This is a genomic window from Bradyrhizobium hereditatis, from assembly GCF_020329435.1.
Lineage (GTDB): Bacteria > Pseudomonadota > Alphaproteobacteria > Rhizobiales > Xanthobacteraceae > Bradyrhizobium > Bradyrhizobium hereditatis.
Genome location: NZ_JAGKJK010000003.1, coordinates 12521 through 27972, shown reverse-complemented (window position 1 = coordinate 27972; position 15452 = coordinate 12521). Strand labels below are relative to the sequence as shown.

At 62.6% G+C, this 15452-nt stretch carries 13 protein-coding genes; 5 read left to right on the top strand and 8 right to left on the bottom strand.

The annotated features are described in order from the left end of the window. Nucleotides 1–126: 126 nt before the first annotated feature. The 4 genes from J6524_RS08145 to J6524_RS08130 form a co-directional block, all read right to left on the bottom strand. Nucleotides 127–933, bottom strand: coding sequence for a substrate-binding periplasmic protein (locus J6524_RS08145; RefSeq protein ID WP_225669879.1), 807 nt, complete (start codon nucleotides 931–933; stop codon nucleotides 127–129). Then, complete coding sequence (locus J6524_RS08140) at nucleotides 926–1285, bottom strand: c-type cytochrome (RefSeq protein ID WP_225669878.1); 360 nt, start codon at nucleotides 1283–1285, stop codon at nucleotides 926–928. Before J6524_RS08140 ends, J6524_RS08145 begins: the two co-directional genes overlap by 8 nt. A gap of 64 nt (nucleotides 1286–1349) precedes the next feature. Next, the gene (locus J6524_RS08135) at nucleotides 1350–3089 is read right to left on the bottom strand and encodes a pyrroloquinoline quinone-dependent dehydrogenase (RefSeq protein WP_225669877.1); all 1740 of its coding nucleotides are present in this window, start codon (nucleotides 3087–3089) and stop codon (nucleotides 1350–1352) included. Between the two features lie 404 nt (nucleotides 3090–3493). Next, a complete protein-coding gene (locus J6524_RS08130) occupies nucleotides 3494–4852 on the bottom strand; it encodes an ABC transporter substrate-binding protein (protein ID WP_225669876.1) in 1359 nt (452 codons plus the stop codon). 231 nt (nucleotides 4853–5083) lie between these two features. Here J6524_RS08130 and J6524_RS08125 point away from each other — a divergent pair, with 231 nt between their 5' ends. The 4 genes from J6524_RS08125 (at nucleotide 5084) to J6524_RS08110 (ending at nucleotide 9275) form a co-directional block, all read left to right on the top strand. Beyond that, nucleotides 5084–7276 (top strand): PAS domain S-box protein, encoded by a 2193-nt coding sequence (locus tag J6524_RS08125; protein ID WP_225669875.1) that lies wholly within the window; start codon nucleotides 5084–5086, stop codon nucleotides 7274–7276. Nucleotides 7277–7434: 158 nt separating this feature from the next. Then, on the top strand, nucleotides 7435–7638 hold the full coding sequence (locus J6524_RS08120) for a hypothetical protein (protein ID WP_225669874.1): 204 nt from the start codon (nucleotides 7435–7437) through the stop codon (nucleotides 7636–7638). Nucleotides 7639–7960: 322 nt separating this feature from the next. Further along, complete coding sequence (locus tag J6524_RS08115; protein WP_225670211.1) at nucleotides 7961–8311, top strand: DUF6665 family protein; 351 nt, start codon at nucleotides 7961–7963, stop codon at nucleotides 8309–8311. Nucleotides 8312–8516: 205 nt separating this feature from the next. Then, nucleotides 8517–9275, top strand: coding sequence for a hypothetical protein (locus J6524_RS08110; protein WP_225669873.1), 759 nt, complete (start codon nucleotides 8517–8519; stop codon nucleotides 9273–9275). Nucleotides 9276–9332: 57 nt separating this feature from the next. Here the strand turns inward: J6524_RS08110 and J6524_RS08105 are convergent, their stop codons facing one another. The 4 genes from J6524_RS08105 to J6524_RS08090 form a co-directional block, all read right to left on the bottom strand. Continuing rightward, a complete protein-coding gene (locus J6524_RS08105; RefSeq protein ID WP_376712002.1) occupies nucleotides 9333–9947 on the bottom strand; it encodes a L,D-transpeptidase in 615 nt (204 codons plus the stop codon). A 141-nt stretch (nucleotides 9948–10088) separates the two neighbouring features. After that, on the bottom strand, nucleotides 10089–11114 hold the full coding sequence (locus tag J6524_RS08100; protein WP_225669871.1) for a hypothetical protein: 1026 nt from the start codon (nucleotides 11112–11114) through the stop codon (nucleotides 10089–10091). Between the two features lie 4 nt (nucleotides 11115–11118). After that, a complete protein-coding gene (locus J6524_RS08095) occupies nucleotides 11119–12339 on the bottom strand; it encodes a vanadium-dependent haloperoxidase (protein ID WP_225669870.1) in 1221 nt (406 codons plus the stop codon). Nucleotides 12340–13064: 725 nt separating this feature from the next. Further along, nucleotides 13065–14753 carry a Na/Pi cotransporter family protein gene (locus J6524_RS08090; protein ID WP_225669869.1) on the bottom strand — a complete coding sequence of 563 codons (1689 nt, stop codon included), beginning with the start codon at nucleotides 14751–14753 and terminating at the stop codon, nucleotides 13065–13067. 420 nt (nucleotides 14754–15173) lie between these two features. On the opposite strand from J6524_RS08090, the gene J6524_RS08085 reads away from it, so the two are divergent. Next, the gene (locus tag J6524_RS08085; protein WP_210265022.1) at nucleotides 15174–15452 is read left to right on the top strand and encodes a rhodanese-like domain-containing protein; all 279 of its coding nucleotides are present in this window, start codon (nucleotides 15174–15176) and stop codon (nucleotides 15450–15452) included.

The following is a 15452-nucleotide window of genomic DNA, read 5'->3' as shown; positions in this document are numbered from 1 at the left end:
CTCAGATGTCGGCGTCACCGCGTGCTCCAGCCGTTACGCGATTGCCGAGGCGCCATGATCGGGACGCTGGCTGCCGAAATCAACGCGCGCAGAAACATGCCCCGATGATGGCGCGATACCCGCACCTCACTGTGGAGGTCGCAGCTCGATGCCGTAGCGCGCATAGATCCGCGCGATGGTGCCATCGGCCAGCAGGGCCTCGATCGCCGCATCCACGCGCTGTCGCAGCTTGTCGTCGGGGCGCAGCAGCCCTGCCGCAATATTCCAGCTCAAGTCCTGATCGTTGTCGAACGCCGGAATGATGCGCAAAGGTTTGTCGGCATGCTGCAGGTTGAACCAGCCGACCGTCATTGGTGTGACGGCGGCCGCCTCGATCTCGCGATTGGCCAGCGCTGCAACAATGTCGTCCTCGTATACGAACGGGGAGGTGGTGGCGCCGCCCTTACTGAGGGTCATGGAGACCAGCGAGCCGACCTGCACCCCGACCCGCTGATAGGGGTCGAGGTTTGCCAGCGACGATGCCTTCGAGTCGCTGCGCACCGCGAGTACGACGCCGCTGCGATGGTAGGGGCGCGTAACCCGCACACCGCCCGCAGGCGCCGTATCCTTGCGGGCGATGACGTCCAGCACGAGATCGCAATCGGCGCGGCGATACTGGATCGCGCTGACCACCCATTCCCGCGTCAGCTTGACGCCGAGTTGCTCGGCAATCTTCTCGCCGAGTTCGATCTGAAATCCTGGGACCGGCCCGAACTTGCTGGCAAACGGCAGCGCATTGGGGCTGGCGCAGAGCGTCAGGGCGCCGCGCTCGATGACGGCTTCCAGCGAGCGGGCGTCCGCTGGCGGCGCGTTCCAGAGCATCAGCAGCGCGAGGCTTGCCGCGTAGCGCGCGAGGCGATAACGCGGTTTGTCTGCCGCAGACGCCCTAGTCATCCAGCCCTCGTATGTAGGCCAGAAGCGCGCCAATCTGGGCGTCATTGAACACTTCACCATAGGCGGGCATGGCGCCCGTTTTGCCCTTCTTGATACGCTCGATGATGAATTCGTCGCTGCGCTCGGACTTCGATAGCTTCGGACCCCGACCGGCATGGCGCCCGCCATCCTGGTGACAGAAGCCGCAGTTGCTTGTGAACATTTTCCGGCCATCGACGTCGTTTGGCGAGGCTTCGGCTTGCGCCTGCGGACTCGCAGAGCCCGCTGAGTTGGACTGTTGGGAAAACGTAGCGGTCGACAGCCATGGCCAGATAATGGCCAGGGAGGCAGCAGTTAAAAGCGATACTCGCATTCCAGCATCCGTATTAGCCGACAAGGGCGGCAGGGAGAGATCAGTCCTGCCGCCCATGCCATCGTCATTGCCTGAGTGCGAAGACTATCAGCGCTCCGGTATTCTTGGACATGCTCTTGAAGGGCTCGCCAAAAAGCGCGACAAATTCGTCGCCCACCAAGCTGCCCCAGCCTGCCGGTACGGCGATGTACTGCTTGCCACCGGCCATGTAGCTGATGATGCCGCCATTATGCCCGATGCCGTTGTTACGCGACCAGAGCTCTTCGCCAGTGTCCGCGTTGTAAGCGTGCACGACGCCTTCGGCATCCGGCACGAATACCAGATTGCCCGCAGTGGCGAGAACGCTGGCGAGCGGCGGGTACTTGTAGTTGACCTCCCACTTCTTCTCGCCGGTGACCGGATCGCGGGCGCTCAGATGACCACGGGCCGGTCCGTCCGGGGGCGGCACAAACTTGAACGTGGCGCCCAGGTTGAGCTGGGCCATCGGTTCCAGTACCGGCGTGGTCTTCTCGACGGTCAGCTCCATGCACCACTCCTGCCCGATCCGGTAGAAGAGCCCGTTCTTGGGGCTGTAGGCGCCGGAATTCCAGCTGATGCCGCCGGCGATGGCCGGGCACAACGGCGGGTCCACCTTGCCTTCCGAGAGGTCGCGACGACCGATCAGTGCGCCGGTCTTCGGGTCAATGCTCTTGACGAAATTGATGTTCTTTACCAGCGGCCAGACGTTCTCGACCTTGGCGTTGGAACGATCATAGACGAAGACGTATCCGCTCTTGTTGGCGTGCACCACGAGCTTCTTGCCGCCACGGTCGAGCATGACGAACTCGCCCACGGAAGAGTCGAAGTCCCAGGCATCGTGCGGCAGCTCCTGATGGTAGAATTTGAGCTTGCCGGTATCGGGATCGAGCGCGATGACTGATGTCGTATAAAGATTGTCGCCCGGACGCGGTCCGCTCTTCTTCCAGTCCGCTCCCGCCCAGTCGTAGAGCGGCGCGGGGTTGGCGGTGCCCCACCACACCGTGTTGGTTTCCGGGTCATAGGTTCCGGGCATCCAGCCTCCGCCGCCGCCGGTCCGCCAGGAGTCGCCACCCCAGGTCGCCTTGGCCTCTTCGGTACCGGCGACCGTGAAGAACTCCCATTTCTTCTGTCCGCTCTTGCCGTCCACCGCAAAGATCGGCCCGCGACCGGGCCATTCGCCGCCCTGGGCGCCAATGATCACCATGTCCTTCACGACCAGCGGCGCGCCGGTGAAGCCGACTGTCACCTTCTTGGAATCCAGCAGCTTCGTATCCCACACCGGCTTGCCGTCCTTCAGACTGAGCGCGATCAGGCGCCCATCGACCGTGCCGACATAGAGATTGCCGTGTCCGATGGCGATGCCGCGGTTGTACGGCGAGTGCGTCTGCTTGGAGACCAGGTCCTCGTCGAGCTCCGGCGCATAGGCCCAGATTGTCTTGCCGGTCGCGCCGTCCAGCGCGTAAACACGACTGTAGGAGCCCGAATAGTACAGCACGCCGTCGATCGCGAGCGGCGTCGATTGAACGCCGCGGGTGGCGCGCTCGGGGAAATGCATCCACGCGACTTCGAGATTCTTGACGTTGCCGGTATTGATCTGATCAAGGCCGCTGTAATGGTAGGACTTGTAGGTGCCGTGATAGGTCGGCCAGTTGTTCTGGGCCGCCTCGGCATTTAGGGCAGCTTCTGGTGGCTGCGTCGGCGCCTGAGCGCGCGTCGGCGAGACAGTGACCAGAGAAGCCACCGCCAGCGCGGCGCAGCCGACGAGATATCGTTCACGCAAAGTCATCTGTATCCTCCCCTTGGTGTGTTTGTTGGGCCGAATTTTCGTCGCGACCCTTGCAAGGTTTCTCTGGTGTCAAAGCCTCATAGGGTCAGGAGCTCGGGATAGGTGGCATGGACCGGCGGAGCTGCCGTTGAGAGGCGGCAGCATTTCCAGTCGCTTGCGTGAGAAGTTGTTTTCGAGAAGGGCGTCATTCAACGCATAGCGGCATATGCCGTCATTACCAGCACTTGCCTGCCCCATACTGCGCCCGGCGATGTCGGTGCGGTGCACCATGACACATTCCTCGATGCGCGCCCATTAGTTGACCGGATTGTTGTTTTTTTGTGGAGCGCCGTCGGCATCGTCAACCTTATCACGGCCACCGCGCTCGGCAGATCGGCGGCCGTCCTCCGTAACAGGCTCTGCTATCAGCGGATCGCCGCATTGGCCTTCTCGGCCGCGTTGACCATGGCAATCTTCGCCGGTTTCGCACCGGTGACCACTTCATTCACGCCGATCATGAACGCGTCCAGGATCGGTCTTGATTGCGGATGGAAGAGGATCGCCTTGGCGCGATCGACATCGGCGTTCTGCAAGTTGATCAGCGCCGCCTCCGCGGCCTGAGCGCCGAACGCCTTCTTGAACCCCTCGCTCGACCAGGCCGACACGCGTGTCGTCGCCAGCCCCGCTGCGGCTGCCTTCAGCGAGGTCGGCTTGCTTGTCGCCCACAGCAAAAACAAAAAAGCCGCCCGCTTGTGTCGTGACCTGGAATTGATGCACGCCTGCCAATGCGACATGAAGGGGACGGGCGGCCGTCCGGCGGCGTGTGGGAAGGCAGCAAACACGGCCTGGTTGGCAACCTGGCTTCTTGCCGGATTGGAGATGTCGGTAGCGAAATTGCTGCTATCGATCGCCATCGCCGTTCGGCCCTGCAGGAAGTCGTCCAGCACGTGGTACCATTCATAGCCGCTCACACCGGCCGGCCCTGCTTGACTGAGCAACCGACCGTAGATCTCGATCGCTGCGATTGCCTCGGGGCTGGCGAAGGCGGCCTTGTTGTCCTTGACCATGTCCCCGCCATGGGAGAACACAAAGCTCATCGCCGGCACGGACGAATTGCCGCCAGCCTGGGCCCGCATGGCTATCCCGGACATCTCGTCGGTTTTGACTGCGTTCGCGGTGACCAGCAGCTCTTCGAAAGTCTTGGGAACCTGAAGCTGCTTGGCTTTCAGCGCTTCGCTGTTGACGAACAACGTCACCGCTTCGGATGTGATCGGCATGGCGTAGCGTTCGCCGCTGCGCCACACTGGAAAGGCACGGGCGGTCTTGAGAAGGTCGCTCTCGTCGTACCAGCCGAGATCGGTCAGCGACCTGTCGGAGTAATAGGCGTTCAGCGGCTCCAGCCATCCCGCCGAGATGCCCTGGCCATAGGTCGTGAACATGAAGACGTCGGGCGTGCTGTCGCCGCGGTTGAGCTGGATCGGCAGTGCGCCCAGATACGTGGTCTCCAATCGGAAGTCGGGAACGACGCTGATACCGGTGAGCTCAGTGAAATCAGGCAAAAGTGGAGTGATCGCGTTCGTCCAGGGATGGATCGCCCCCGCAAGCGTGATCGTCTGCCCCGCAGATTGCCTCCAATCGATTGCAGCGTTGGCATAGGGCGTCGCGACATCCCGTGCGAGACCCCACCGCGGCAACATGGCGAGGGCAGGCAACGTTACGCCCGTCGCGCCCAATCCCTTGACGAAGTTACGTCGGCTGCTCGGCGACTTTTTTCCTGGAGCCATCTGGTTGCTCCTGCCGGGATCGGCACGACATGCGCAGAAGCTCCCACCCGTGACGTTCTGGCCCCTTGCGAGGGCACTGACGGCCTTTTAAGCCGGTGTAAATCTGCGCGGTTGGATCTGCCAGTTCCCGTCTCACCTGTGCGGACCGTGGCTGTATTTCGATTATACTAGCAATGCCCTGCGTCGGCATCAGAAAACAGCCGCTCACGCTAGCATCGAAGACTAAGGCCAATGTCAGTATCCCTGCGCCAGTTCTTTCGGTGGTTTGCTCGTCCGCTGGTGCTGGTCGTTGCGGCGCTTCTAACTGTGGTTGTCGCGACCGGATTTTTCGGCTTGCGATACTTGCAGGAGCGACGAGAGGCGAATGTTGCGTACGAGCGCAACGGCCAGGTGCTCGAGACGTTGGAACGGCTCAAAACAGTCATCGCTGACGTGGAGGCGCAGAGGCGCGGATATCTGCTGACCCTCGATCCGCACTATCTCAAGGCCTATGGTGTCTCCGACGACAGCGTTCGCCGGGACGCCCAGGCGCTCAAGGACCTGGTAGCGGGCGACCCATTGCAGAGCCATCGTGCCGGACACCTGGCGGCGACCGTTGCAGCAAAGCTGCGCGAGATCGACGAAATCGTCAAAACGGTCCGTACCTACTCGGGGCCGGCCGCTATGGCCATGATCCGCAGCCTGGACGAGATAAGATCCCAGATCGACCAGATGGTGGATCATGAGCGCTTTCTACGTGTGGATCTGGACAAGCGCTCCGAGGCGCTCGAACGACGCAAAGCCTGGCTGATCACGATCGCTGTCATCATTGTCGCGGTCCTGGCTGGGGTGGCGCTGGCGCTGGCACGGCTCGAGGCGATCCGGCGGCGCAAAGCCATTGCGGAGAACATCGCGCTCCACGGCGATGTCCTGGCGCGTGACAAGAAGATCCGGCGCCTGGTCGACGCGAACATCGTCGGCATCGTCATTTGGGATCTCGAAGGTCGCATTCTCGAGGCCAATGACGCGTTTCTCCGTATGTTGGGCTACGACCGCGAAAATCTTGCCTCGGGTCGGCTGAACTGGACGGACCTGACGCCGGCGGAATGGCGCGACCGCGACGCACGCGCCGCGGAAGAGCTGAGACGGACGGGGACCGTCCAACCATCCGAGAAAGAGTACTTCCGGAAAGACGGCAGCCGCGTGCCGGTGCTGCTCGGTGGGGTGATGTTCGAACAAAACTCGAATCAAGGTGTCAGCTTTGTGCTCGATCTGACCGAGCGCAAGCGGGCGGAAGAGGCGCTGCGGCAGAGCGAGGAGCGCTTTCGCACCCTCGTGCAGTTCTCCTTCGACGTTTATTGGGAGACCGATGCGCAGCATCGCTTCACGCACCAGGAGTTCGCGGAAGAGCTTGCCGATGCGCCGGCGCCGGGCTCCGAGATCGGCAAGACACGTTGGGAAGTGCCTTATCTGGAGCCCGATGAAGAGGCCTGGCGCAAGCATCGGGAGACGCTGGATGCCCACCTGCCGTTTCGCGATTTCGAGCTTGCGCGGCTGGCCCCCGACGGCAGCAAGCGCTACGTCTCGGTCTCCGGGCTGCCTATGTTTGATGATGCAGGGCGCTTCGTCGGCTACCGCGGCGTCGGTCGGCACATCACCGAACGTAGGCGCGCTGAGGAAGCCTTGCGTGCGATGCAGGCGGAGCTCGCGCACGCCAATCGCGTCACCGCGATGGGGCAGCTATCAGCCTCGATCGCCCATGAGGTCAATCAGCCGATCGCCGCGACGGTGACCAATGCCCAGGCTGCCCTGCGCTGGCTGCGCGCTCAACCGCCCGATCTCGAAGAGGTCCGTCACTCCCTCGACCGTATCGTTGAGGACGGTAAGCGCGCCGGCAATGTCATCGGCGGCATCCGCGCGCTCATCCACAAGGTCCCGTCGCGGAAGGATTGGTTCGACCTCAACGAAGCCATCCTCGAAATGATCGTGCTGACCCGAAGCGAAGCGCTCAAGCACCGCATCTCGCTGCAGACTCGGCTCGCGAAGGGTTTGCCTGTGGTGCAGGGTGATCGCACTCAGCTGCAGCAGGTGATCTTGAACCTGATCCTCAATGCTATCGAAGCCATGGTCGACCTCGACGACGGAACACGCGTGCTATCGATCAGCACCGAGACGGGTGCCACCGGCATTCTCGTCACGGTTCGCGATTCCGGTCCTGGCCTGGACCCGGCGGATGTCGAGCGTGTATTCCAGGCCTTCTACACGACGAAGGCCAAGGGCATGGGCATGGGCCTCGCGATCTGCCGGTCGATGGTCGAAGCTCACGGAGGACGGCTGTGGGCGAGCGCGAATGAACCTCGAGGCGCCGTCTTTCAATTTACCCTACCGCTGGAACGAGACGAGAGCATTGCAGCCCAGCAGCTCCAGTCCAATCCAGCCGCTTGAGATTGCAGGTTGCAGGAAGAAGAATGACATCCGTTGCGGCGCGGTGCTCCAGCGCCGATGCAGTGCGGGCCTGAGCCGCTAGTGATCCCTTTCACAAAGCTTGCGTGTGAAATGCGATAAAGAGCTCTGGCAAAGCGGGACCTGATCGGGAGCAGCAGGTGGAACGCGAGCTGTCAGCATTGGAAAAGCAAGCTGCCGACGCGCTGCGCCGTGCAAGAAGGTTGCCTGTTGGCGCGGCCCGCAATGATCTGCGGCAGCTTGCCACGGGGCTGCTCTGGCTGCACCGGAATGGAATGGATGCGCTGATGAAGCAGCGCCCGACGTCGCAGTTGCGTTCAGATGGCGAGAATTTCGGTCAGTAAAGCTGCCCGGTGGCGCGAGCAGCAGCGTCACACTTTCTTCAAGAACTGCGTGCTAAATAAAAACCGATCGTCATGGCCGGATGTACGCCGTGGCTTTTCGAGCCCCGGCTTCACGCCGGGGTTTTTCGTTTTGCTGGGTGGCTCAGAGCCTCCTCTTCGGCAAGAGAACCTTTCACCTGAAGCAGCGTTTGCAGGGAGGCCGATCGTCTGCTCCAACAGCAGACCTGAACGCCTGTCGACAACCATCCGACGATAAAGCGCGAAGATGCTGCAGTAAGGCGCATCGTTGCGCATGCGACCCATGTGGCGCTATATGTTGCCCATGTCCCACGGCTTTCGCCTTGATCGCCCTCCCGTCGACGTTCTCAACTATGAGATCGCGCAGGAGCAGGCCGTTGCGCTTGGACGACTGGGGCGAGCGCTGGAGGCGGCCCTCGCCAGATTGCGGGAGTTCGATGCCGCCCATCCGCGCTCGGGCGTTCCGGAGTCAGCGCGGCAGGCACGGCGCACCCTGGTCACGGAGGCTGGCCACGCGCTGTGGATGTTCGTGGTGCAGCGAGAGGCGTGTGGCTTGCGCGACAGTCGGGCTGTCATGCGCGAATATAATGTGCCGAACGAATTGCAGCACTGCATGGGGGCGATTCCCGTCACATCGAGGCGGGCCGCAACCTGACTCGCTGGGTTTCAATCACCTATCGAATGTCGAAGGTCAGAAGTCACCTTGGTTGTATTTCGCGCGGCTTGCAGGACCCGCACCCACGCCTGGATTCGTTTTGCAGGCCAAAATGAATCCACCCCGTTGCCGGATTTGAGCCGCATTGTGACCTAGGTCGGGGCGAAAGGTCGTGCGCGCGGGGGCACAGCACCGGGGGGTCTCCATGTCCGGTCATTCGCGATTTTGCTTCGCCGCTCTTGTCCTTTTCGCAGGTCTCACGCCATCGCCTGCGTGTTCGAATGCTTTTACCGACTTCTTCAATTTCAATGCCGCTCCCCAGCAGGCCACCGCGCCCGCTGCCGCGGAAGAGGAGTGCTTGCCGCGGCCCGGCAAGTCGACGGCGGAAGGTCAGCACTGGGTCTACCGCTTCGATGGCGGCCGCAGATGCTGGTTCCAGGCTGCCGAGGGGACCGCGGTGAAGAAGCAGGTTCGTCATCGGCCCACGAAGCCTCGTGTCGCCGCTCCCGCGGAGAACGAGAGCGCGCAGCGCAAGCGCAAGGCGGTCGCGGACGCGCGTGCGGAGCTGCTGCGCTCCGCACCGGCGGAATCGTCTCAGCCGATGCCGCCCGCGCCCGAGCTCAAGGTGGCTGATGCCGCTTCCGTCGTAACTACGGGGGCTGCGGCCTTCGTGCCGCGGGCACCCATCGAGAAACTCGCGACGGACCGGCTCACGCCTGACCATGGCGCACCGCGCCAGGTCGACGTGGAGACGCTTCTGGCGGCCGCGCCGGCGGCTAGAAACGCGGTCGACGCCTCCGTGCCTGTTACGGTCGGGTCGGTTGCTTTTCCCATCGCCGAAGCAGCCGATGACGGTCTGGGCTGGACGGCAACCTGGCTTGGCGTGCTGCTGATGGCGCTGGGGCTGCTCTCCATCCTAGGTTCAAGCCGAACCCTTCGGGAGGCCGTGCTGTTGCGCGGTTAATGTGAGGACGGAGCAGGCGGCCACGAGCCTCGCGAAGCCCTAGCTTTGCGTCACGCGCTACGCACTCCGACCCGGCGGGAGGACGACGACGATCGCGCCCAGCTTCACCCGGTTCACGAGATCGATCACGTCTTCGTTGAGCATGCGGATGCAGCCGGATGAGATGGCCTGACCGATATACTCCGGCTGGTTGGTGCCATGGATGCGGTAGAGGGTGTCCTTGTTGCCCTCGTAAAGATAGATCGCCCGCGCGCCTAGCGGATTGGCTGGACCTCCGGGAACGCGCTTCGGGTAGGGGCCGAGCCGAGCCTGGATCTCCGGCGTCGGAATCCAATCCGGCCATTCAGCCACGCGGCCAACCGTTGCGACGCCGGACCAAGCGAGCGCTTCTTCTCCCACCGTCACGCCGTAGCGGATCGCCTTGCTCCCCGGCAGGACGTAATAGAGATAACGCGCGTTGGTATCGACCAGGATCGTGCCTGGCAGTTCTTTGCGCGTGTAGTCGACAATATGCCGGCGATAGGTCTCCGGAATGCTCACCTGCGCGTAGGGCGGATGGGCGAGCAACTGCCGGTCCCTTGGGGACAAACTGGCTGTCGATGACGGCGCAAGCGTCGTTTGCACACAGCCGCCGAGCAGCCCTACCAGTAACAACGCGAGCCCACGCCCCATCATCGCGTGTCCTCCAAGAGTTGTGTGTCGCAATTTGTTGCTCAAAAAGTGTAGAAATCAAGGCGTCGTGTGACGATAACCTGTCTCGCAACAAGATCACCCGGAGCAGGTGGCTCAGCAACCGGATCAGCCGAGTGCCATTCATTCCCGGTGTGCCGCTTCCCAATCTTTTGCAGCCTTCACCGTTACTTCGAAAGCTGCGCCGCTTTCGAGCAGCGCGCGTTTGAGCGCAGGCTCGAGCGGCTCTTCGTTGCCTGCATCGTCGAGCGGCATCTTGTCTGCAAGCACCGTCTTCAATAACCGGGCGATCTCGCCTGCCGCGTGGGCTGGCGTGTGCAACAGCAGCAGCCGGCGCATCGGCATCGGATTGTTCGGAACGTGACACTTGTCGCATTGCGCGTCGCGCATCCGCAGCGCCAGCGTCCTGTAGGTGGAGTCAAGCTCGGGCAGATAAGGATTATCCTGGCGGAACAAGCCATCGAAGAGCGTCACGCGCGGCTGGATGCGTCCGTCCTTGTCCATCCACATCCATTTGCCATCGAACTTGGGCCATATCGGTTGCGTGTCGACAACCGGGCTATTGCCGCCCCGCTCGGTAAATTGCCCGATGATGATTTTCGCGGTCTTTGGATTGACCCAGAACAGAACCGAGTTCGCGGCCTGATAAACACTCCACTTCGTCTCTTCGTGCCAGAACGGATACGGAAATTGCCCGGGCGGCAACAGGTTGCGGAATCCCGCACGCAGACGGATCAGGTACAATCGCTCGCGCTCGACGTACTCGACGCTGTACTCGCCGCTGTACATGAACAGCGAAAGATAGAGGCCGGTGATCACATCGGGCGCAAACTGCGTGAGATTGGTGTCATCGAGCGCTGCCGTGGCATCCTGATTTCGGCGGCCCCACAGCAGCCTCGGTGCGAGGTTGCGTCGCAGCGCGGAATCGCCGAACAAGCTGCGTCGGCATCGATCGAAGGCCGCCTGATCCGACGGTGAAGCAGGCGGACAAACTTCCTGCAATTCGAGCGCGACGTCGGAGGCCATCCGCGTGATCTGGTCCTTGAGGTCGGGCAGATCGTCATCTATGCCGGCGGCGTCCGCGGCGAGGAAGGCGGCGAGCAGCAGCGCGCCGCCTGTTACCGAGCGCCTTGAGATGGCGCCGAACATGGACTTACCGCGTCGGCTTCATGTAATTTGCCACGAGATGGTCAGCGATCCTGCGACCCATCGCCTCTCCGACCTCCAGCGAATTGCGGAAATGTATGCCGCCCCAGACGCGCACCTCTTTGTGCTCCTCGGCCATCTGCGCAAAGCTGGTGAATTGGCGCGATAGGCGCGCGTCGGAAGTATCGGTCGCGGTGAAGCTTTCCGTCCCATTGCCGAACACGGCTTCCAGAACGCCTCGCGCCGCGCCCGCGTTGATCCCCGCCTGAGACGGGTATTCGGGGTGCATCGGCGTGGTGTTCAAAGGCTGCCAGCCTGCCTCGCGTTCCGTCGCATCGTTGCCGTCTTGGTCGCCGTTGCGGATGGCGGTGATCGGCCGCCAAAAATTGTATTGGAATTTGGCGTCCCAATCGACGATGAAGCAATTGGCGAGAGCCATGGACATCAGTGCGAACACTCGCGCACTTTCTGCCACAGGGAGATCACGACGAGCGGAAGCCTGCCTGGCCGCCTGGAACCATGCGGGCCCAAGGTTGGCCTGTGTCCAGAAGCGCACGGCGTCGGACTGCGCGTCGGTCCGCTTCGTGCTTTTCACGCCGCCCATTTCCTTCGTTTCGTTGTAATCGCGCGCGTAAAGAGCGCTGTTGAGGGCAGGGGGCGGACCCGGGCGAAACTGACTAGCGCTCTCCATACCCCACGGCTTGGCCGTCGCATATTGAGGGAAGAGCGGCGGTGTGGTCGGCACCCACACGCCGGGCGTGGTGAGCGGGCGGTATGTGTCGGGCATGTTTGTCGCGTCGCTCTGCCGTTCTGTGAAAATAGCAGCTGCGACTTGTTCGCCTAAAGCAATCCCCGCGGCCCGCGCTGGGTTGTCCGGAATGGTTTTCATCGTCTCCGCGAAGGCCGTTTCAATCCGGTCTTTCTGGCCGGGATATTGGCGCATGAGAATCTCGCGGGCAGCCGCCGCTGCCGCGGCTTCGGCCGACGCGTTCGGGTCTAGTGGAAGCTCGGGTATGTAACGTGAATATCGGTTCTGCACAGAGTTGACCGCGTCAGACATGGACACGTTCACCAGCGCCATGCTGCGCGTCCACGGATTGCCGGCCACATTAACCGCCTTCATCACGGCCATTGCGGTGTTGTTCCAGTCGGCGATGACGTCCGCGTGGACCGCTGTATTGGCTGAAATTAGTCCAAGGCCGACGATTGCAGCTTTCAGTACGTTCATCGTTGCCTCCTTCGAAAATAAATTTTCAAATGACTGCCAATGTGGTGTGGTGTGTCGTGCCTCCGTATTCATCTCCTCGTGCGCGCAGCCGCATCTGCGCTTCGTCACGCGAATGCGTCGCCCAACTGCTCAGAGTCCATTGCAATTTCCACCAAGTGGGCCGGTTGCGGCGGCACTTAGCGAACGTCGAGCTTATCGCTCAGGCTTGTCCGTCGTCGAAGAGGACATAGCGGACCAGCGCTCGTCAAAACTCGCAGCCGGGACTTCGTTCGCCTCGACCGTGGGGCCTTTCAACATAGTCGCGTCGGAGACGCCAATGCCCTCGGTCGAGGGCGAGTGCGATCTCATGGTGGCAGCTGATGCGGCTACAGCGAGCAGAGCGACAGCCACGAACCCAGTAATCGTTCGATGCCTCGTCATCAGAACCTCCTGCGGTCCTCAAAGCCCCTTATCGTGGGTCACGGGAACTTCGCGACGGTTCAACAACAATGCGCTCAACTATGTTTGAGCGACTACAGATCGGACAACGAAGTTGTCCCAGATTCGAATGTATTCAGCTTTCTTCACGCCAGCTGAGGCTGGGAATCTTAGTCCTTCGCTTTTGATCTCGATGTGAAATAGCTCACCTATGGCTAGAGACATTCGAGTGGGCCTACGGCTTTTGCCGTGCGCTGGTCGTTTGCGTTTCGATGGGACCTGTCCCCAGCCCAGTCCTGCTTCCTTGGCTAGCCGCGACCGACAAGATGAGCTGCAGAGCGCCAAGCGTGCTGCGATAGCGCTTCGAGGTTTCGCACCGTTTCGACGCGAAGGAGCGCGGCATCGGCGGTGAGCGTTCCATTGGCGACCGCGCCGAGCGTCGCGCTGCGGTGGGTGCGCAGCGCTTCGTCGAGTTGCTTCGTACAGCGTTCGAGTTCGGCGATCGCCTCGTCGGGCGGGATCGCACGCGGACCGGACATGGCGTCGTCGCCACGTGAAGCCGGCACAATTTGCGGAGAGCCAGCAACGCGAGGCGGCGCTGCCACGCCGCGCGCAATCGCGGCTGCGCTGCGCATCGCTTCTGCGCATAATTCTCCGGCCCGGATGTCCTCCGGTCCGTCCCCCACCGAAGCGAAATTGATTCCTCCATTCGCGACCTCCGTCAGCCGAGACGCGCGGTCGAGTGCGTGTAGTGTGCTGGTGAGACGCCGTTGCTCCTCGTCGGTGTCAGGGGGGCCGGTCATATCCGACAGGAATAATTGCGCTTGGCGCAGGGCGTCGGCCGCCTCCTGCACCGATACGGCGTCCTTCCCGAGACGAATCTGCTTGGCGCGGCCTGTCAATGCCGCCTCGACCGAACCGCACACGGTTATGAGCACGCGCGCGATCGTTCGCCGCACCGCTTCCACGGCCACGATCGGACTAGCGAGCGCCAGGGGTTCGAGGCATCGCGTCAGCGGCGAGCCACGCTCGGGCAGGATACGCTCGATCAGTTGCGTGAACCGGTTGACCAGCGGTAGCAGGACCACCACGCCGACAACATTGTACGCCGTGTGGTAGGCGGCCAGCAGCGTGACACCGTCGACAGTACTCGCGGCGCGCAGAAGCAGAGGGATGACGACGGGAAAAAGCACAAGCGCGATCACGGCCGCGACCAGCTTGAAAAGGACATAAGCGATGGCCAGCCGCTTGGCGGTGGTGCTCGCGCCAATCGCGGCCAGGGCCGAACTCGTCGCCGTTCCGATGTTCTGGCCGATGATCAGCGCGCAGGCCTGGTCCAGCCCGATCGCGCCGGCATAGTGGCCGGACAAGGTCACTGCGACGGCGGCCGTTGACGACTGCATCAGCGCGGTCATCACCAGTCCGATCGCGACGAGCGCCAGCACGCCGAACAGGCCCGACCACCAGCGCGCTTCCGGACCTCCGAGAACCGCGGGCAGATCCGCCGGGTGCAATCGTTCGGCCAGCCCGCCCATACCCTGCTGCAGGGTCGTCAGCCCAAAGAGCACAAGCCCGAACCCGGCGAGAGCGGCGCCCGCCCCAGACATTCGCCCGCGCGCCAGAAGCTTGGTCAACGCGCCGATGAAGATCATCGGCAGCGCTGCTGCCGTGAGCGAGACGCGGACGCCGATGAGCGCGACCAGCCAGCCGGTCCCCGTAGTGCCGACATTCGCGCCGAAGACAAGGCCCAACCCTTGCGGGAACGTTAGCAAGCCCGCGCTAACGAGACCGATCGTCGTCATGGTGGTTGCACTGGAAGACTGCACCAGAAGCGTGACGATCGCGCCCCAAAATGAGCCATGCAGCGGCGTCGCCGCTGCCTTGCCGAGCATCGCGCGCAGGGCGGAGCCGGCCACTCTCTTCAGGCCTTCCGTCATCACGGTCATACCAAGCAGGAAGAGGCCCACGCCGCCGAGTACCGAGATTGCCGTAGCCATGCGGGCTCCTGAGGTGAATGACGGTCAGGCCAGCTCCCAGACTGTAGCGCAGTTATGCTTGAAGGGCTGATCCGCGAACGGCTGTTCCAGAAGGCGTTCGCGGAGGCAAGCCCAAACGCCCGTGGTTTCTACCTCCGGCGCGGCTACCGGCCGGCCCCGCAAACGCCGGAAGGCGCCTGGCCCATAGAGAAAGAACTTCTGACCTGAGAGCAGGGGCGCGCGGAGAATAATCGTGGTGGGCCGAACCGCACATTGGGCGGTCGTTTAAACCGTTCGCAGCGCTTGATTTTCGTCTCGCGAGGGGCGACTTTGGCGCCCGCTTGGCGGGGGCCAATCGGAGCCCTCGCGGCGGCTTGTCAGGAGGATTGCGTGGCGGACCATCAGGTGCACGATTTGACGCCGGAAGACGTGGCGAAGGGAATGGCGGAAGGACGCTATCTCCTGGTCGACGTCCGTGAACCCAACGAGGTTGCGGTGGAAGCCTATCCGGATGGCGTCGTAGTGCCGCTGCAATCGTTCGACCCGGCGGCCATTCCCGATCCCAAGGGCAGGCAGGTGGTGTTTGCCTGCCGCTCCGGCAAGCGCTCGGTGACGGCCTCGCTCGCGGCGCAGGCGGCAGGGCTGCCCTATGACAAGCATCTGGCGGGCGGCATTCTGGCGTGGAAGGCTGCGGGATTGCAGACCAGGACCGGCGGCTGA